The 18294-nt window shown below is 64.8% G+C and carries 12 protein-coding genes and 1 riboswitch; of the genes, 2 read left to right on the top strand and 10 right to left on the bottom strand.

Translation table 11 applies throughout. The features are described from left to right. Positions 1-13: 13 nt before the first annotated feature. The 9 genes from AC5I49_RS22635 to AC5I49_RS22595 form a co-directional block, all read right to left on the bottom strand. Complete coding sequence (locus AC5I49_RS22635; protein ID WP_160853263.1) at positions 14-1216, bottom strand: TlyA family RNA methyltransferase; 1203 nt, start codon at positions 1214-1216, stop codon at positions 14-16. Positions 1217-1373: 157 nt separating this feature from the next. Continuing rightward, complete coding sequence (gene ahcY, locus AC5I49_RS22630; RefSeq protein ID WP_016448463.1) at positions 1374-2804, bottom strand: adenosylhomocysteinase; 1431 nt, start codon at positions 2802-2804, stop codon at positions 1374-1376. Between the two features lie 70 nt (positions 2805-2874). Continuing rightward, positions 2875-2959: riboswitch (S-adenosyl-L-homocysteine riboswitch) on the bottom strand. Positions 2960-2966: 7 nt separating this feature from the next. Next, positions 2967-3701: a response regulator gene (locus AC5I49_RS22625; RefSeq protein WP_212644686.1), complete on the bottom strand. Its 735-nt coding sequence runs from the start codon at positions 3699-3701 to the stop codon at positions 2967-2969. Between the two features lie 11 nt (positions 3702-3712). Then, positions 3713-6418 (bottom strand): DUF4118 domain-containing protein, encoded by a 2706-nt coding sequence (locus AC5I49_RS22620; protein WP_047218457.1) that lies wholly within the window; start codon positions 6416-6418, stop codon positions 3713-3715. Positions 6419-6452: 34 nt separating this feature from the next. Next, positions 6453-7328, bottom strand: a complete 876-nt coding sequence (locus AC5I49_RS22615) for a TorF family putative porin (RefSeq protein ID WP_016448466.1) — start codon at positions 7326-7328, stop codon at positions 6453-6455. Positions 7329-7410: 82 nt separating this feature from the next. Further along, on the bottom strand, positions 7411-9495 hold the full coding sequence (gene kdpB, locus AC5I49_RS22610; protein WP_016452759.1) for a potassium-transporting ATPase subunit KdpB: 2085 nt from the start codon (positions 9493-9495) through the stop codon (positions 7411-7413). A 3-nt stretch (positions 9496-9498) separates the two neighbouring features. After that, complete coding sequence (gene kdpC, locus AC5I49_RS22605; protein ID WP_016448468.1) at positions 9499-10233, bottom strand: potassium-transporting ATPase subunit KdpC; 735 nt, start codon at positions 10231-10233, stop codon at positions 9499-9501. Between the two features lie 71 nt (positions 10234-10304). Beyond that, positions 10305-12011, bottom strand: a complete 1707-nt coding sequence (gene kdpA / locus AC5I49_RS22600) for a potassium-transporting ATPase subunit KdpA (RefSeq protein ID WP_016448469.1) — start codon at positions 12009-12011, stop codon at positions 10305-10307. A 114-nt stretch (positions 12012-12125) separates the two neighbouring features. Then, a complete protein-coding gene (locus AC5I49_RS22595) occupies positions 12126-12224 on the bottom strand; it encodes a potassium-transporting ATPase subunit F (protein ID WP_013800438.1) in 99 nt (32 codons plus the stop codon). A 189-nt stretch (positions 12225-12413) separates the two neighbouring features. On the opposite strand from AC5I49_RS22595, the gene AC5I49_RS22590 reads away from it, so the two are divergent. Next, on the top strand, positions 12414-13931 hold the full coding sequence (locus AC5I49_RS22590; protein WP_495789924.1) for a hypothetical protein: 1518 nt from the start codon (positions 12414-12416) through the stop codon (positions 13929-13931). A gap of 71 nt (positions 13932-14002) precedes the next feature. Beyond that, a complete protein-coding gene (locus AC5I49_RS22585; RefSeq protein WP_495789923.1) occupies positions 14003-15628 on the top strand; it encodes a peptide chain release factor 3 in 1626 nt (541 codons plus the stop codon). 56 nt (positions 15629-15684) lie between these two features. Here the strand turns inward: AC5I49_RS22585 and AC5I49_RS22580 are convergent, their stop codons facing one another. After that, entirely contained in the window at positions 15685-18216 is a 2532-nt protein-coding gene (locus AC5I49_RS22580) for a DUF7657 domain-containing protein (RefSeq protein ID WP_495789922.1), read from the bottom strand. Between the last annotated feature and the right edge of the window lie 78 nt (positions 18217-18294).

The following is an 18294-nucleotide window of genomic DNA, read 5'->3' as shown; positions in this document are numbered from 1 at the left end:
GCTGCTCAGTGTTTCATTCGTTGCGTTTGCGCAGCTTGGCGCGGCCCGGACCGGGCACGCCGAACTCGGTACTGGTGTCGATCACACGCTCGTTGCGCTGCTCGCGCAGCACGGTGCGGGACACGCGCTTAGGCGCGGCCGGCTTAGGAGCTGCCTTCACGGCCGAGCGGGGCTGATCGTCGTCCTGCGTTTCAGGCTGCTCTGGCTCCTTCACCACGGCCGCCTGCTGGGCATGCACGAAGAATTCGCGGTTGCCGTCGCCGCCTTCGATGGCCGACTCCATCCAGCCCTTGACCTCCAGGCCCAGCTCGCCCAGGCAGGTGCGGATGCGCTGCTCCACCTCGGTGAACAGGGCCGCATCGCGCACGATGCCGCCCTTGCCGACCTGGCCCGGCTGCAGCTCGAACTGCGGCTTGACCAGCATCAGCAGCTGGCCATGCGGCTTGAGCAGGCGCGTGACGGCCGGCAGCACCAGGGTCAGAGAGATGAAGGACAGATCGCCCGTGACGAAGTCGAACTGCGGCGTGATGTCCACGTCGGCAAACTCGGCGCGGCGGCGGCGCTGCGTGGCCACCGTGCCCTCATCGCGCGCCTTGCCCTTGGCCGCGCGCTCGGCCTTGAAGGCCTCGATCTCGTTTTCCTTGGCGTCGTCGCTGTCGTCATAGTCTTCGTCGACCACGCCGCCGTTGCGCATCCAGGCATAGGGCGCCACGGGCTGGGTGTCGTTGTCGTCGGGATCTTCTTCCCAGCGTTCGGACAGCACTTCCTCGCAGGCCTCCTGCAGGCCCTCTGCCGTCACCGCGCGGGCATTGACGCCTTCGACGCAGATCACGCGCGCATCCGAGCGCAGCCGGTCATGCAGCTGGCCATGGCCCACGTCCACGCCGATGACCTGGGCGGCGCCTGCCTGCAGCAGGCAGTCGGTGAAACCGCCCGTGCTCTGGCCCACGTCCAGGCAGCGCAGGCCATCCACCGACAGCTTGGTGGCCGCCAGCGCGCCTTCCAGCTTCAGCCCGCCGCGCGAGATGAACCGGGCCTCGGCCCCGTCCAGCAACTGCAGCTCGGCACCTGCGGGAATCTCGTCACCGTTCTTGGCGACCTTCTTCCACGGCGTCAACGGCGTCATGCGCCACTGCACGCCACCCGCAATCAGCCGCTGCGCCTGCGAGCGCGTGGCCGCATGGCCGGCTTCCACCAAAAATACATCTGCGCGCATAGCGTCGCTCCAGGAAATCTCAGTTGACTAATGCCCGAAACCGGCGCGACCCAACTCAGGGACGCCAAGCAAGGGCCGCCCCGCAGCGAGGGCGTCGTCCCCCTCCCCCGCGAAGCGGGTAGAGAGGGGGAAGGCGCGTCAGCGCCTCAGGGGGTGCTTAATACCTATAAGTTTCGGGCTTGTAGGGACCCTGCTTGCTCACGCCGATATAGGCAGCTTGGCCGTCCGTCAGCTCGGTCAGCATGGCGCCGACCTTCTTCAGGTGCAGGCGGGCAACCTTCTCGTCCAGGATCTTGGGCAGCACGTAGACCTTGCCGACCTCGTAGGCATCGGGCTTGGTGAACAGCTCGATCTGGGCGATGGTCTGGTTGGCGAACGAGGCGCTCATCACGAAGCTGGGGTGGCCGGTGGCGCAGCCCAGGTTCACCAGGCGGCCCTTGGCCAGCAGGATGATCTTCTTGCCGTCAGGGAAGGTGATGTGGTCCACCTGGGGCTTGATCTCTTCCCACTGGTACTGCTCGATGGAGGCGACGTCGATCTCGTTGTCGAAGTGGCCGATGTTGCAGACGATGGCTTCGTTCTTCATGGCCACCATGTGCTCGTGGCGGATGATGTCGCGGTTGCCGGTGGTGGTCACGAAGATGTCGGCCTTGTCTGCCGCCCACTCCATGGTCACGACCTTGTAGCCTTCCATGGCCGCCTGCAGGGCGTTGATGGGATCGATCTCGGTGACCCAGACCTGGGCCGACAGCGCGCGCAGCGCCTGGGCGCAGCCCTTGCCCACGTCGCCGTAGCCGGCCACCACGGCGACCTTGCCGGCGATCATCACGTCGGTGGCGCGCTTGATGCCGTCCACCAGCGATTCGCGGCAGCCGTAGAGGTTGTCGAACTTGCTCTTGGTGACGGAGTCGTTGACGTTGATGGCGCGGAACTTCAGCGTGCCCTTGGCCGACATCTCGTTGAGGCGGTGCACGCCGGTGGTGGTCTCTTCGGTCACGCCGATGATGTGGGCGCTCTTGCGCGTGTACCAGGTGGGGTCCTGGGCCAGCTTGGCGCGGATGGCGGCGAAGGCGATCTTCTCTTCCTCGGAGGCGGGGTTGTCCAGCACGGACAGGTCCTTTTCGGCGCGCATGCCCAGGTGCAGCAGCATGGTGGCATCGCCGCCGTCGTCCAGGATCATGTTGGGGCCTTCGCCTTCGGTACCGGCGGCGCCGAATTCAAAGATGCGGTGGGTGTAGTCCCAGTAGTCGGCCAGCGATTCACCCTTGATGGCGAACACGGGCGTGCCCGTGGCGGCGATGGCGGCGGCGGCATGGTCCTGAGTCGAGAAAATGTTGCACGAGGCCCAGCGCACGTCGGCGCCCAGGGCCTTGAGCGTCTCGATCAGCACGGCCGTCTGGATGGTCATGTGCAGCGAGCCGGCGATGCGCGCGCCCTTGAGCGGCTGCGCCGCGGCGAATTCCTCGCGCGTGGCCATCAGGCCGGGCATTTCGGTTTCGGCGATCAGGATTTCCTTGCGGCCCCAGGCGGCGAGGGAAATGTCAGCGATGGCCGTGTCGGCGGAAACGGGACGAACAGCAGCGTTCATGGTTTTCTCCAAAAGATGAATGAAAAACCACGTTCTGCGGGAGACGAAAAAAAGCTCACCGCACAGAAAGCGTGGGCGAGCGTCGTTGCAGGTATGACTCCGAGCCTCGCAGACCGCATCTGGTGAATGGGCCTGCTGCAACGCTCCTCGGAGAGGCGCTGATTATACCGATCCCGGGGATGTCTCACCGCCCAGCCCCACAAGCCGGTAGCCCACCTGCAGCTCGGTCACCAGGTGGCGCGGCTGGGCCGGCTCGTCCTCGATCTTCTGGCGCAGATTGGCCATGTGCACGCGCAGGTAATGGGCACGGCCCAGGTATTCGGGTCCCCAGACCTGCAGCAGCAGCTGGCGGTGGGTCATCACACGGCCCTGGGCGGCGATCAGCGCCGCCAGCAGGCGGAATTCGATGGGCGTGAGGTGCACCGGCTGGCCCGCACGCCGCACCTCGTGCGTGGCCAGGTCCACCTGCACCTGGCCGAAGTGCACCTGGCTGGATGCAACTGCGCCGCCTGCGGCCCCCAGTTGCTGGCGGCGGCGCAGCATCACACGCAGCCGGGCCAGCAGCTCGGGCACACCGAAAGGCTTGACCAGGTAATCGTCTGCGCCGGCGTCCAGGGCGGCCACCTTCTCGTCCTCGCGCTCGCGCGCGGAGAGCACGAGCACGGGCACGGAGGACCATCCGCGCAGCTCGGTGAGAACCTGCTTGCCGTCGGCATCCGGCAGGCCCAGGTCGAGGATGACCAGATCGGGCTGGCGGCTCGCCGCCTCGATCAGGCCCCGGCGCGCGCTGTCGGCCTCGAAGACCTGCCAGCCCTCGTCCTCCAGCACCAGGCGCACGAAGCGGCGGATGCCGGGGTCGTCCTCGATCATCAGGATGCGGTTGGTGGGCGTGCTCATGGCGCAAGACTCTAATCGAGCAATGGCTGCTCCGGCACCGGAAAGCGCAGCGTGAACACGGTGCCGGGGCCTGGGCGCGCGGCAGCGGCCTCGATGCGCCCGCCATGGGCCTCGACAATGCTGCGCACCAGCGCCAGCCCCAGGCCTATGCCCGAGACGGTGGACTCGGCCGTGCCGCGCGTGAAGGGCTCGAACAGCGTCTCCACGGGCAGGTGTGGCGGCAGGCCGGGCCCGCCATCCTGCACGGCCACAAGCACCTCGCCGTCCTGTTCGCGTGCGTGGATGGTCAGCGGCGTGCCGGCCGGCGTGTACTTGGCGGCGTTGTCCAGCAGGTTGACCAGCACGCGCTCCATGAGCACAGGATCGAGCTGCAGCAGCGGCAGGCTGGCGGGCACGTCGGTGCTCACGGGATGCTCGTGCAGGCGCGCGCGCATCTGGCGCAGCGCGCTGCCGACCACTTCATCCAGCGGCAGCCATTCGCGCTGCAGGTGCACGCCGCCTTGCTGCAGGCGCGCCATGTCCAGCAGGTTCTCCACCAGTCGCTGCATGGCCTGGGCCTGGATGCGGACCTGCTCCAGCATGTCGGCTGCGCCGCCCGGCGGCACATGGCGCTGCGCGGCCTCGGCCGCGCCCAGGATGGTGGTCAGCGGCGTGCGCAGGTCGTGCGAGACGGCCGACAGCAAGGTGTTGCGCATGCGCTCGCCCTCCATGGCGATCTGGGTCTGCTGGGCCACGGCCACGAAGTGCTGACGCTCCAGCGCCAGCGCCACCTGGCTGGCACAGGCCTCCAGCAGACGCTGCTCCTCGGGCACCTCCAGGCGCTGGGGCGCACGCAGTTGCAGCACCAGTACGCCCCGCATGCGCACGGGCGCCGCCAGCGGCACGTAGCGGGCCGGCGCGGCCGGCAACGTGTCCGTGCCCTGGCCGGCCTGCTGACCGTGGTCCATGGCCCAGCGCGCAATGCTGTCGTCCATGGGGCAGGAGCCGCCGCCGGCGGGGCGCAGGCGCTCGTCGGCATCTGGCAACAGCAGCCCGGCCTGGGCGTCGAACACGCCCGAGACCGTACTCAGCGCAATCTCCACCACCTGCTCCTGTGTGAGCGCGCCTGAAAGGTCGCGCGCCAGCCGCGCCAGGGCGCCCGCGCGCCGCTCGCGCTCGGCCGCCACGCGCGCCTCGTGGCGCAGCCGCGCCATGAGCTGGCCGCAGACCAGGGCCACGCCCAGCATCAGCACGAAGGTGAACAGGTACTGCGTGTCGTTGACATGGAAGGATCCGCGCGGGGGCACGAAGAAAAAGTCGAAGCACAGTACCGACAGCAGCGCCGCCCAGGCGCCCGGGCCACGCCCCCAGCGCAACGAAGACAGCACGACGATGAGCAGGAACAGCATCACCACGTTGGCCGGGTCGAAGATGCGCAGCAGCTGCTCGGCCAGCACCGTGGCGGTCAAGCAGGCCAGGGTCACGCCGGCATAGCCCTTCCAGGGCAGCGGCCTGCGCCGCAGCGGTGCGGCAGGCGCGGCCTCGGTCCGGGCCGCGCTGGAGCCCCCGGAGAGCACCAGCACGTCGATGTCGGGATGCAGCTGGACGATGCGGTCGGGCAGGCTGCGGCCCCACCAGCGCCAGGGCGACCATGCCGGGCGCGGCGGCTGGGCCAGCACCAGGCGGCTGGCGTTGCGCTCGCGCGCGAAGGCAACCAGGGCCTCGGCCACATCGGCGCCCGGCAGCGTGGCCGTCTCGGCCCCCAGGCGCGCGGCCAGGGCCAGGGTCTTGAGCACGGCGGCCTGCACGCTGCGTGGGCGGTGCTGGCGCTGGGGCGCGTCCACGTACACCACCATCCAGCCAGCATCCAGCCGGCGTGCCATGCGCGCCACCTGGCGCACCAGGGCGTCGTCGCCCGCGTGCCCTGCCACGGCCACCAGCAGGCGCTCACGCGCGGGCCAGACTGTGCCTATGGAGCGCTCGCGCCGGTAGTCGCGCATGTCCTCGTCCACGCGGTCGGCCGTGCGGCGCAGTGCCAGCTCGCGCAGCGCCAGCAGGTTGCCGCGCCTGAAGAAGTTGCGCGAGGCCCGCTCGGCCTGCTCCATCATGTAGACCTTGCCGTCCTTCAAGCGGCGCAGCAGCTCGTCGGGCGAGATGTCGACGACGATGACCTCGTCGGCATCGTCGAAGATCTGGTCGGGCACGGTCTCGCGCACCGTGATGCCGACGATGCCGCCCACCACGTCGTTCAGGCTTTCCAGGTGCTGCACGTTGATCGTGGTCCAGACATCGATGCCTGCGTCCAGCAACTCCTGCACGTCCTGCCAGCGCTTGGGATGGCGTGAGCCTGGCGCATTGCTGTGCGCCAGTTCATCGAGCAGCAGCACGCGCGGACGCCGCGCGAGCGCCGCATCCAGGTCGAACTCGCGCAGCGTCCGTCCCTGGTGCGGCAGCTCGCGCAGCGGCAGTTGCTCCAGGCCATGCAGCTGCTGCGCCGTTTCCTTGCGGCCATGGGTTTCCACGAGTCCCACCAGAACCTCGCGGCCCCCCTGGCGTTCGCGCTGGGCGGCGGCCAGCATGGCGTAGGTCTTGCCCACGCCTGCATTCGATCCGAAGTAGATGCGCAGCTTGCCCCGCCCCTCCTGCGCCCGCTCATGGCGCAGGCGCGCGACCAGGGCGTCGGGATCGGGGCGCGGCAGACCGGGCGGCGCCGGCTCGGCAGAGGACGAAATGGGCATGGTTCTCAGCCTAGCACCAGAGCGTGCCCCCACACTAGAACGCCGCCGACAGCGACAGCACCCAGCCGCTGCGGCCCAGGCTTTGCATCTGGCCTGCCGCATTGGCCGCGCGGTAGTAGCGCGTGTCGGCCGAGGTGCCGGCCCAGGCCAGCGTGGCCGTCCATGGCCCCCAGCTGCGGGCCAGCGAGACGCGCCAGTCGGCGTACGACAGTTCGCTGTAGTTGCGCACCTGCGTGTGGCCGGCATGCAGGCCCAGCACCGCCCAGTCGCCCAGCGGATGCTGGTAGTTCAGGTCCAGATAGCTGCTGCCGCGTGAGCTGCCGCTGCCGGGAAGAGCCTCGGCAAAGGCCGTGGCCGCCGTGCTGTCGCGCAGGCCGAAGTAAGGCGTCAGCGCCAGCGACCATTTGGCGCTGAAGCCGCCGTGGGTGACGCCCAGATAGGCCTCGGTGGTGTCGTAGCGCACGCCGCCGCTGCCATCCCCGCGGGGCACGCGCGCGCCGGGGTAGTTGTAGTGCAGCAGGCCGATGTCGCCCGTCCAGCCCGGCAGCAGCTCGGTGCGCCAGCCGCCGTACAGGTCCAGTTCCAGCGCGCGGCCGTCCAGATAGCTGTGGCGCGACACGCTGGAGCCGGACACGCCCAGGTAGGCGCCGCGCGGCAGCGACAGCTCCAGCCCGCCCTGCAGCGCCGGCCCCATCCAGCTTTGCGAGATGCCACGGAAACGGTAGTCGCTGAGCAGCGCCACGCTGCCGGTGAGCGCGTAGGCGGGTGCGGGCGATTGCTGGGCATCGGCACTGGCAGCGTTGACTGGGGAGGTCTCGGCCTGGGCATGGCAGGACGCAGCCGCCAGCGACAACAGTGCAGCCAGCGAGGCACGGGGGAAGAAACGGGGGACGGCACAAGCGGCCGTCATGGAAGAAGCGGATTTCATCTTGGTTTTTGTACAGAGAAAGCAAGGCGGTGCCTGCCCGGGCGGGCAGGCTTGCCGCCAAAGATCAGGCCAGGCCGAAAGCCACCAGCAGCATGTCGATCAGCTTGATGCCGATGAAGGGGACGACCAGGCCCCCCAGCCCGTAGACCAGCAGGTTGCGCCGCAGCAGGGCCGAGGCGCCGATGGCGTGGTAGGGCACGCCACGCAAGGCCAGCGGTATCAGGACGATGATGATCAGCGCGTTGAAGATCACGGCGCTCAGGATGGCCGAGCCCGGGCTGGCCAGTCCCATGACATTGAGCGCCGACAGCTGCGGATACGTGCCCACGAAGGCGGCCGGGATGATGGCGAAGTACTTGGCCACGTCGTTGGCCACGCTGAAGGTGGTCAGCGCGCCGCGCGTCATCAGCATCTGCTTGCCGGTCTCCACGACCTCGATGAGCTTGGTCGGGTTGCTGTCCAGGTCCACCATGTTGCCGGCTTCCTTGGCCGCCTGGGTGCCGCTGTTCATGGCCACGGCCACGTCGGCCTGGGCCAGGGCGGGTGCGTCATTGGTGCCGTCGCCGGTCATGGCCACCAGCCGGCCTGCGGCCTGGTGTTCGCGGATCAGGCGCAGCTTGTCCTCGGGCGTGGCTTCGGCAAGGTAGTCGTCCACGCCGGCCTCGGCCGCAATGGCGGCGGCCGTGAGCGGATTGTCGCCCGTGATCATCACGGTCTTGATGCCCATGCGGCGCAGCTCGGCAAAGCGTTCGCGTATGCCGTGCTTGACCACGTCCTTGAGCTCGATCACGCCCAGCACGCGGGCGCCATCGGCCACCACCAGCGGCGTGCTGCCGCGCCGCGAGACATCCTCCACCACCTTGAGCATGGCGGGCGGGAACTTGCCGCCCATGGCTTCGACGTGGCGGCGCACGGCGTCGGCCGCGCCCTTGCGCAGGCTGCGCGTGCCGCCGTCGGGCTGCGGCATGTCCACGCCGCTCATGCGCGTCTGGGCCGTGAAGGGCACGAAGACGGCATGCAGGGTTGCCAGGTCACGCTCGCGCAGGCCATGCATTTCCTTGGCCAGCACGACCACGCTGCGGCCCTCGGGTGTCTCGTCGGCCAGTGATGCCAGCTGCGCCGCATCGACCAGCTGCGCGGCCGTCACGCCGGGAGCGGGCAGGAATTCGCTGGCCTGGCGGTTGCCCAGCGTGATGGTGCCGGTCTTGTCCAGCAGCAGCACGTCCACGTCGCCGGCCGCCTCCACGGCGCGGCCCGAAGTGGCGATCACGTTGGCCTGCATCATGCGGCTCATGCCTGCCACGCCAATGGCCGACAGCAGGCCCCCGATGGTGGTCGGGATCAGGCACACCAGCAGGGCGACCAGCACCGTCAGTCCCACGACCTGCCCGCTGCCCGTCAGCTCCACCGCAAAGGCCGAATAGGGCCGCAGCGTGACGATGACCAGCAGGAAAAGCAGCGTCAGTCCGACCAGCAAGATGGTCAGCGCCAGTTCGTTGGGCGTCTTGTGGCGGCGGGCCGACTCCACCATGGAGATCATGCGGTCCAGGAAGGACTCGCCGGGGTTCACGGTGATCTGCACCACCAGCCAGTCCGACAGCACGCGCGTGCCGCCGGTGACCGAAGAGAAGTCGCCGCCGGCCTCGCGGATCACGGGGGCCGATTCGCCGGTGATGGCGCTCTCGTCCACCGAGGCCACGCCCTCGATCACCGTGCCGTCCAGCGGTATGGTGTCGCCGGCCTCGACCAGCACCCACATGCCCGAGCGCAGTTCTTCCGCACCCACGGGATGCCAGCGGCTTTGGTAGCTGGCCTGCTCCAGCTTCTTGGCGACCGTGCTGCGCTTCATGCTGCGCAGGCTCGCGGCCTGGGCGCGGCTGCGCCCCTCGGCCAGCGCCTCCGCAAAATTGGCGAACAGCACGGTGAACCACAGCCACAGCGCAATGGCCAGGATGAAGCCCGCAGGCGCCTCGCCCTCGCCCGCCAGGGCCTGGGCCCAGAGCAGGCTGGTGAAGATGGCGCCCAGATAGACCACGAACATCACCGGGTTGCGCCATTGCGCGCTCGGTGCCAGCTTGCGGATGGAGTCACCCAGCGCCTGGCGCACCAGCGAAGGATCGAACAGGGACAAAGCAGTTTTGCGCGACATGGCTTACTCCTTGGCGGCATTGGCTGCCGCAGGCTGCAGCGTCGCGGCCGAGAGATCGTCCAGCGCCAGATTCAACTGCAGCACGTTCACGCGCGGCTCACCCAGCAGGCCCAGAACGCGCGGCTGCATCTGCTGGCGCAGCAGTTCCTGGACCTTGGCCACAGGCAGCTGGCGCTCGCGTGCCACGCGCGGCAGCTGCAGCTCGGCATTGGCCACAGAGATGTGCGGATCCAGGCCGGAGGCCGAGGCCGTCACGGCATCCACAGGCACAGCGGCATCTGCCGCAAGACCATTGAGTTCGCGGTAGGCCGCCACGCGCGCCGCCACGGACTCCTTGAGCGCCGCGTGGGTCGACCCCTGGTTGGTGGCAGCCGACAGCGCGGCGTTGTAGGGCGCGGCCACCGTGGCATCGGCCTTGTCGGGATCCGGCGCCGTGGTGGCGCTGGGCCGACCCTGGAAATAACGGGGCGAAGCGAACTCCTGCCCGATCAGGGCTGAGCCCACGACCGAGCCCTGGCGCGTGATCAGGCTGCCATTGGCGGCCTTGGGAAACGCGGCCTGGGCCACGAGCGTGGTGACCAGCGGATACGCCAGGCCCGTGACCACGGCCACGAACAGCGCCGACCGCAGGCTGGGGCCGAACAGCGAGCGCAGCCCGCCGGCATCGGTCTGGGATGGAACCTGCGCATCGGTGCGCAGCACCGGCAACGGGCCGGAAGTGTGTGTTTGAACTTGCATTTCGGAAACCTCCGCCGCGCTGCTGTGTCAGGCACAGCAGGCGGCCAGGAAAAAAACGGGCTCAGGGGTGTTCAGGGGTAGACCTGTCCTGACAGCATCTGCAGTTGCTCGACCACAGGACCCAGGGCCAGCGAAGGCAGGAAGGTCAGTCCACCGACCACCACCACCACGAAGACCAGCAAGCCCATGAACAGCGGCGTGGCCGTCGGGAAGGTGCCCGGCCCCGCAGGCACGGTGGGCTTGGCCGCCAGGCTGCCGGCCAGGGCCAGCATGGGCAGCAGTGTCAGATAGCGGCCAGCCAGCATGGCCAGGCCGATGGTGGTGTTGAAGAACGGCGTGTTCGCATTCAGGCCCGCAAAGGCCGAACCGTTGTTGGCCGTGCCCGAGGCATAGGCATAGAGCACCTCCGAGAAGCCGTGCGGCCCCCGGTTGGTCAGACTGGCCATGGTGTCGGGCCAGACCGCAGCCAACGCCGTGAAGCCCAGGATAGAGATCGGGTGCGCCATCACGGCCAGCATCACCAGCTTGATCTCGCGCGCCTCGATCTTCTTGCCCAGGAACTCGGGCGTGCGGCCGATCATCATGCCGGCCAGGAAGACCGTGAGGATGGCGTACTGCAGCAGGTTGATCAGGCCCACGCCGTCGCCGCCGAACACACAGTTGAGCATCATCTGCGCCAGCGGTACCAGCCCGCCCAGGGGCGTCAGCGAGTCATGCATGGCATTGACCGAGCCCGTGGTCGCGGCCGTGGTCGTGGTCACGAACAGCGCCGTATCGGCGATGCCGAAGCGCAGCTCCTTGCCCTCCATGTTGCCGCCCGGCTGGGTGGCGCTGATCTGCTGGTCGGCACCTGCGGCCGTGAGCAGCGGATTGCCGGCCTGCTCGGCCGTGAACACCAGCGCCAGAAAGCCAACGAACATCACCAGGCAGGCGCCGAACAGCACCCAGCCCTGGCGACGGCGCAGCAGCATGGAGCCAAGCGCATAGGTCAGCGCCGACGGGATCAGCAGCATGCCCAGGATGTGGAATGCGTTGGTCAGCGGCGTGGGGTTCTCGAACGGATGGGCCGCATTCATGCCGAAGAAGCCGCCACCGTTGGTGCCGATGTGCTTGATGCTCTCCAGGCTGGCCACGGGGCCGAGAAGAATCTGCTGGCGAGCGCCTTCCAGCGTCGTCGCCCAGACCTGGCCATCCAGCGTCTGAGGCACACCCTGCCACACATAGACCAGGGCCACCACAAAGCTCAGCGGCAGCATCACGCGCCAGAGCATGCGCACATAGTCCACCCAGTAGTTGCCCAGGTCCGAGGCACTGGAGCGCGCCAGGCCGCGGATGACACCCGCCGCGGCGACCACGCCCGTGGTCGCGCCAGCGAACATCATGAAGGTGATGGCCACCATCTGCGTGGCGTTGGACAGGCTGCTCTCGCCCGAATACGCCTGCCAGTTGGTATTGGTCACAAAGGACACGGCCGTGTTGAAGGCCAGGTCCGGTGTCTGCGCCGCATTGCTCAGCGCATTGAGCGGCATCCAGCCCTGCAGGCGCAGCAGCGCATAGCCCAGCAGCAGCATGGCGCCGTTGGACAGCAGCAGCGCCAGCCCGTAGCGCTGCCAGCCCATGCGCTCGGCCGGGTTCACGCCCAGGGCGCGAAAGCTCAGCCGCTCGATCCAGGCATGGTGCTCACTCGTGAAGCAGCGTGCCAGCCACTGCCCCATGGGCACGGCCAGCGCCGTCATCAGCAGCAGCACCAGTGCATATTCCATCCAGGTCAACCACATGGCGGTCTCCTTTCAGGCAGTCAAATCCGGCCCAGCGCCGCCACGAAGGCCAGCAGGCCCCCGAAGCAGCCCAGGCTCAGGGCGATAAAGATCAGGTCTTGCATCTGCGCCACCTCAGAACTGTTCGGGCCGCAGCAATGCGTATCCGAGGTAGACAAACACAGCCAGGGCGCCCAGGGCGCCCAGCCATCCGGTGATTTCGGTCAGGGTCATAGGGATTTCTCCCGCATCGGCGCCGCATGGCGGCACCTGTTGTTGCGATGGGGAAAACTCTAGGGCCGGGGCTGTCAAGGATGGGTTGAGATTGGCAGGGGCCGTATCAAGACGGCATCAAGAAGATGAGCGGCTCACCGCTGACCGCACTGCCACTACCCAATGACCTGAGCGCATCGTCAACGGCCCATGAACAGCAGATACATCCCCGCCACCGGCCCGCCGACTTCCGCATCCGTGCCAGCGCAGGCCCGTCTTGAGGGCTCCACCGAGCGCCGCGCCTTCCTGGCCAGCGCCGGCCTGCTCGTGCTGATCTATCTGGGATGGCTGCTGGTCTTCTGGCCCGGCGTACTGGGCGAGGACAGTTCGGCCATCCTTCAGGAAGTGGACAGGCCCGAACACTTTCGCTCGGGCAAGAGCGTGGGCTGGTACTACTTCGTGCGCTGGACATATGGCGTCACCCACCGGGTGGAAGTGCCAGTGGCCATCCTCCTATTGCTGTGCGCCCTCTTCTTTGCGCGCATGTTGGCCTGGTACTGGGCACGCGGGCACCGCCTGCTGTACGCCGTGCTGCTGGTCTTCGTCTGCGCGGCCCCTCACATGGTCTATTTCATGGCCACGCTGTATCCAGACGCCATCTTCGCCGTGGCCTCCTGCGCCCTGCTGTTTGAGCTTTGGTGGATTTGCAGCCAGAAACGGCACAGCCGGGCCAGCCTGTCCCTCATCGCGCTGGCACTGCCGTTTTCGGTTTTTGTGCGTGCCAACGGCATCCTCTTTCTGGCACCGGCCGTGGTTGCGATCTTTCTGGTCCACAGCAAAAGCCGCTTGCCGCTGTGCACCATCATCGGCCTGTGGTGTGCTCTGGCCTATACGGGCACGCAGATGCACAGGCCCGCTGCGCAAAGCGCCACGGATTCACTCGTGCTCTTCGAAACAGTCAAGCTGCTGCAGCCCAGGGCCATGAACGACCTCTGGCAAAAGCAACCCCTCATGAACGACCCCTGGGTACTGCAGTCACCCAAGCTGTCGGCACGCACTTTGGAAATCCTGGAAGGCCATGCTCCACGCCAGCTCATGCTCGCCTACTCTGACCCGGCCTACTGGGATATGTTGGTGTTCCATCCGCAGGGCCCTCAGCTCTTCAGCCTGACCGAAGAACAGCGCAAGGAGCTGGCGCAGGAGTTCCTGCGCTACAACCTTTGGCACAACCTGCCCGATGTGACGGCCAGCCGCGTCAATGTGCTTCTGTCGGCCGCGCTGGCCCAGGGCGGGTTTCCGGCGCTCGACTATGCCCGCTATGTGATCAAGCGCACCCAGGCGCAATCGCAAATGCGGATTTTCAGGCTGGATTCCGCAGAAACCGCGCTGCGCGGCCTGCTTCGCCAAAGTCATGCCTGGCGCTGGCTGCTGTGGACGCCCTGGCTGGGCTTCTCGCTGCTGGCCATGGTCCTGTGGCATGGCGTGCGCCAAAAGAACGTGCCAGCCTTGCTGATCAGCGTGCCAGCAGCCATTCACCTGATCGCCATTGCGGTCTTCGCTACTGCAGGCGAATATAGATACCTGCTGCCATTCTTCGCTCTCACGCCAGCTCTTTTGGCTGTACTCATATCTCGTCCCAGCATCTCCGGAGCAAATGCTGTAACAACCGTTTCGCCGAAGGCATTGGCGGATTCCTCCGACAACCCGCTTGCGACACACGCTCTGTAAAATGCGCCGGTTCGCCGCAGCCGCCAGCCGGTACGCGCGCCCTGCTATTTACCCATCTCCTGGACTCCCCCTTGACTTACGCCCTGGAAACCCGGCGCCGCCGGACTTTTGCCATCATTTCCCACCCCGACGCGGGCAAGACCACGCTGACCGAAAAGCTGCTGCTGTTCTCGGGCGCGATCCAGATCGCGGGCGCCGTCAAGGGCCGCAAGGCCAGCCGCCATGCCACCTCCGACTGGATGGAAATCGAAAAGCAGCGCGGCATCTCGGTGGCCAGCTCGGTCATGCAGATGAGCTACCGCGACCATGTGGTCAATCTGCTCGACACCCCTGGACACAAGGACTTCTCGGAAGACACCTACCGCGTGCTCACGGCCGTGGACTCGGCGCTGATGGTCATCGACGCCGCCAACGGCGTGGAATCGCAGACCCGCCGCCTGATCGAGGTCTGCCGTCAGCGTGACACGCCCATCATCACCTTCGTCAACAAGATGGACCGCGAAGTGCGCGATCCGCTGGACATTCTTGACGAAGTGGAGCGCGAGCTGGGCATGCCCTGCTGCCCCGTCACCTGGCCCGTGGGCCAGGGCAAGCAGTTTGGCGGCATCATCAACCTGCTCACCCAGACCATGACGGTGTTCCAGCCTGGCAGCGAACGCCGCCCCCAGGACTTCGAGGCCATCCCCCTGGCCGAGGCCGACAAGCTGCGCGCGCGCTTCGGGCAGGCCTTTGACGACGCGCTCGACAGCATGGAACTGGCCCAGGGCGCCTCGGCCCCCTGGGACCACGAGGCCTTCCTGGCAGGCAAGCTCACGCCGGTCTTCTTCGGCTCCGGCGTGAACAACTTCGGTGTCATGGAAGTGCTGGATGCCGTGGTCGACATGTCGCCCCCGCCCGGCCCCCGAAAAAGCTCGCTGCTGGTCAACAAGCAGCCTGTGGAAAAGATCATCCACCCCGAGGACGAAGGCTTCTCCGGCGTGGTCTTCAAGGTCCAGGCCAACATGGATGCCAACCACCGTGACCGCATCGCCTTCGTGCGCGTGGCCTCGGGCAAGTACACGCCCGGCATGAAGATGAAGGTGCAGCGCACCGCCAAGGAACTGCGTCCCACCTCGGTCGTGACCTTCATGAGCCAGCGCCGCGAAGCCGTCGAAGAAGCCTATGCGGGCGACATCATCGGCTTCACCACGCATGGTGGCGTGCAGTTGGGCGACACCATCACCGACGGCGCGAGCCTGCAATTCACGGGCCTGCCTTTCTTCGCCCCTGAAATGTTCATGACCGTGGTGCTCAAGAACCCGCTGCGCACCAAACAGCTGCAGCAGGGCCTGATGCAGCTGGGCGAGGAAGGCGCCATCCAGGTCTTCAAACCCGAAGCCGGCGGCAACATGCTGCTGGGCGCCGTGGGCCAGCTGCAGTTCGAAGTGGTGCAGCACCGCCTGAACACCGAATACGACTGCGACATCCGTCTGGAAGGCTGCCAGTACACGGCCGCCCGCTGGATCACGGCCGACACCCCGGCCGAGCTGCGTGAATTCGAGAACGCCTACCCGCTGCGCATGGCGCGCGATGCGGCCGACACGCTGGCCTATCTGTGCACCTCGCCCTATGACGTGCGGCTGGCGCAGGAGCGGTTTCCGAAAATCCATTTCCATCCGCTGCGCGAGCATGCGGGGTTGGCTTTGCAAAAGGGATAAGGCGCCAAACGCCTTCTGCAATGCATGCGGATCAGTACCCTGATCCGCATGCATCTTCACGGCTTGCGCGAATTATTCACGGCAAACCAGTTCAGGCCTCGGAACTCTCCCAACCAGTTCAGCGAGGGGTTTTTACGCAATCCCTGGGCATGCTGAGCCAGGACAGCCACCCTGTCGGCTCCTGATTTTGCGAAATTGAAATTCAATGGATGTATATGAACGTGCACCTGGTCTATTGTCGGTGAAAAGACATAGTATCCATCGCTTTCCTGCACGTCAGAATCAACATAAAACCCCAAATGTTGATATCTGTTGACGACAGACCATTTATCCGATGGCAGGCCCATCTCCCCCCAGAATCTTTCATGGGGATAATAAAAAACGCCGTTAGCAATAGGTACCCCGGCGGCAGCCAATGTCAGCGCGCCAATTCCATCACCATTGAGCAGCAAAGTGCGCAGCCTTTTTTCTGGCTGCTGGCCATTTGTGACATAAGACAAATTACCCTGAGCAAGCTCAATATCTCTAGGCGCCTTAGAAAATGGATTGAAGGCAAAGGTTGTGAGCAAATGCAAAATAGTCAGTAACCATACCCCTTCAGCCACTCTTCCCCTCAACATCCACCAGCAGATAACAGCGCCAGAACCAGCCATCGCGGCAGTATAAACAATGCTTCCCCCTGGCATTATATTTTTCGGCGTATATGACATCGCCATTGCTATAAGAATGGCGCTCGCCAAGGCCACTGCTCCAGGGATGGCCCAATTCCCGATCACCTTCAGTCTTTTTATTTTTTGTTCACCATCCAACACATACCCACCAGCCATCATAGCCATTGCCATAGTTCCAGCCAGCCCAATACCTACGTCCATGCGCACCGTCGGCATATTCCCCCACAAGGAATATTTAGCCAGCCACACAGGAAAACCGATAAAACAATAGATCCAGTAAAAAAAGACGAAGGCAGCCGCAGCGAAAATCATCCAAGATCTCTGTGCAGAACTCCGGAAATTTCTGAAGAAAAAGGCTATAAACAATAAAGGCAACAGGAAAAATGAGCTGGCTGATGACGGATCTGTTTTGGGACCAGGCATGCTAAGTACCGTTTCCACGTTGGTGTAGCCTCTCAGATGCCACCACCACTGCAAGTCCCCGCCCGGCATTGCACCTCTCTTGCCGGGGTATTCCGTAGCCTGCATCAACGCGACTGCATCCTGCGTATCAAGCCACCAGCTACCGACAATAACAACCACCACGCATAAGGAAGCGGCACAGCCCACCCACTGCGCCATTGACCAACGCAGTTGGGCACGCTGATCCACGCACCAGCCAATGCCAGCCAGCAACAGAATACTTCCAATGACAATAACCCAGGTGGGATAAAGCACAAGGAACCAACCACTTACAGCCCACCCCAGAGCGAGGCCGAGCAGCATTGCCTTCCAAACGCTAGCGACTGTCAATAACCTGCTGGCAACCACGAAGGCGATAGCAGGGAACATCGTTGCATACAGCGGCCAATTGGACCATGCAGCCGCATACGGTGCCACACAAAAAGACAATGCCAACCCAAAGTTCAGCCCTCGCTGATTTTTTCGAATCAAATTCAACATCAGCCATACGGAAAGCAATCCTCCCCAAAAAGGAAGTTGCCACTGCCAGCTCATGGCTTGCCGCAAGGGCAAAAAGAAATAGCCCCAGGTCGCAGGACGAGCCAAGGCAGCCAACTGATAGATTGGCACACCTGTCATGCCAATTACCCCCATATTTTGACCATTCAGGCCTATATTGGTATTTACGACAGGGAATTTTGGCTCGTGATGGATTTGCGCCAATACATTTGGCATCAATACCCCCCACTCATCCCCACGGATGGGGCGCAAACTGAACAATCTCTCATTGCTACCTTTTGAGTCCAAGATGCTTGCTCCATGCGGACTCTGCAACAACAAGCCCACTGAGCTCCCCGTAATTCCAGCACTGACCAAAAGGGTGAAAGAACCGATAATAAGAATATATATACCCCGACCTCTGAAGCTTGAAACGCCCCTCCTCAAACCTCGCAAACTCTGCAGTTTCTTAGCTCCAAGCAATGCTACCGCGCAAAGCAAAATACCCAACGTCCACCAATGTCGTGGTCGTATGCTTTCAATAACGATAACTGGTGGCCCTGAAAAAGCACTCTGCAAGGTGGCCTTATCCCCATCCGTTTGGTAGATAGCCTCCAGGACTACTGGATGGACGCCAGCGGGCAGGACTTTCGACAAAGAAACTTCCCAGGAAAACCCAACGCCTGTCTGGCCTCCCATCGCAGGGTTGGTGGCAGACACATCCTCTCTTTCAATCCATTTGGCATTATGATTTTCAAATTTCTCGCCGGATACGGATAGCCTGAGCAAAGGAGGATTTAATCCTTTCTTCCCTGCAAGCACCCACCCAGAGACCGTCAGTTGGCGGCTATCTAACTCATAACTCCAATGTTCCAATGCTCCATATATCTTAGGATGCGAATTATCTGCAGCCTTCCCGATCCACGGGAAAGAGACGCAAAGCAACAGAAAAATCAATCGAAAAACCATCATTGACATACCACACCCGGCAACTCGATCATTCGCAGAAAATTTTGCATTTTTTGATTGAGAAACAACAGATTCATAAAACCTGAG

The sequence above is a fragment of the Delftia sp. genome, assembly GCF_059499305.1.
Note: the sequence above shows the minus strand (reverse complement) of the source record. Positions and strands in the feature narration are given on the sequence as shown.

Excerpts from the sequence above, each read along its gene's own strand:
- AC5I49_RS22595 (WP_013800438.1), bottom strand. The coding sequence starts at position 12,224 with ATGACCCTGACCGAAATCACCGGATGGCTGGGCGCCCTGGGCGCCCTG.
- AC5I49_RS22590 (WP_495789924.1), top strand. The coding sequence starts at position 12,414 with ATGAACAGCAGATACATCCCCGCCACCGGCCCGCCGACTTCCGCATCC.
- AC5I49_RS22620 (WP_047218457.1), bottom strand. The coding sequence starts at position 6,418 with ATGCCCATTTCGTCCTCTGCCGAGCCGGCGCCGCCCGGTCTGCCGCGC.
- AC5I49_RS22635 (WP_160853263.1), bottom strand. The coding sequence starts at position 1,216 with ATGCGCGCAGATGTATTTTTGGTGGAAGCCGGCCATGCGGCCACGCGC.
- kdpC (WP_016448468.1), bottom strand. The coding sequence starts at position 10,233 with ATGCAAGTTCAAACACACACTTCCGGCCCGTTGCCGGTGCTGCGCACC.
- kdpB (WP_016452759.1), bottom strand. The coding sequence starts at position 9,495 with ATGTCGCGCAAAACTGCTTTGTCCCTGTTCGATCCTTCGCTGGTGCGC.
- AC5I49_RS22615 (WP_016448466.1), bottom strand. The coding sequence starts at position 7,328 with ATGACGGCCGCTTGTGCCGTCCCCCGTTTCTTCCCCCGTGCCTCGCTG.
- AC5I49_RS22625 (WP_212644686.1), bottom strand. The coding sequence starts at position 3,701 with ATGAGCACGCCCACCAACCGCATCCTGATGATCGAGGACGACCCCGGC.
- kdpA (WP_016448469.1), bottom strand. The coding sequence starts at position 12,011 with ATGTGGTTGACCTGGATGGAATATGCACTGGTGCTGCTGCTGATGACG.
- ahcY (WP_016448463.1), bottom strand. The coding sequence starts at position 2,804 with ATGAACGCTGCTGTTCGTCCCGTTTCCGCCGACACGGCCATCGCTGAC.
- AC5I49_RS22580 (WP_495789922.1), bottom strand. The coding sequence starts at position 18,216 with ATGTCAATGATGGTTTTTCGATTGATTTTTCTGTTGCTTTGCGTCTCT.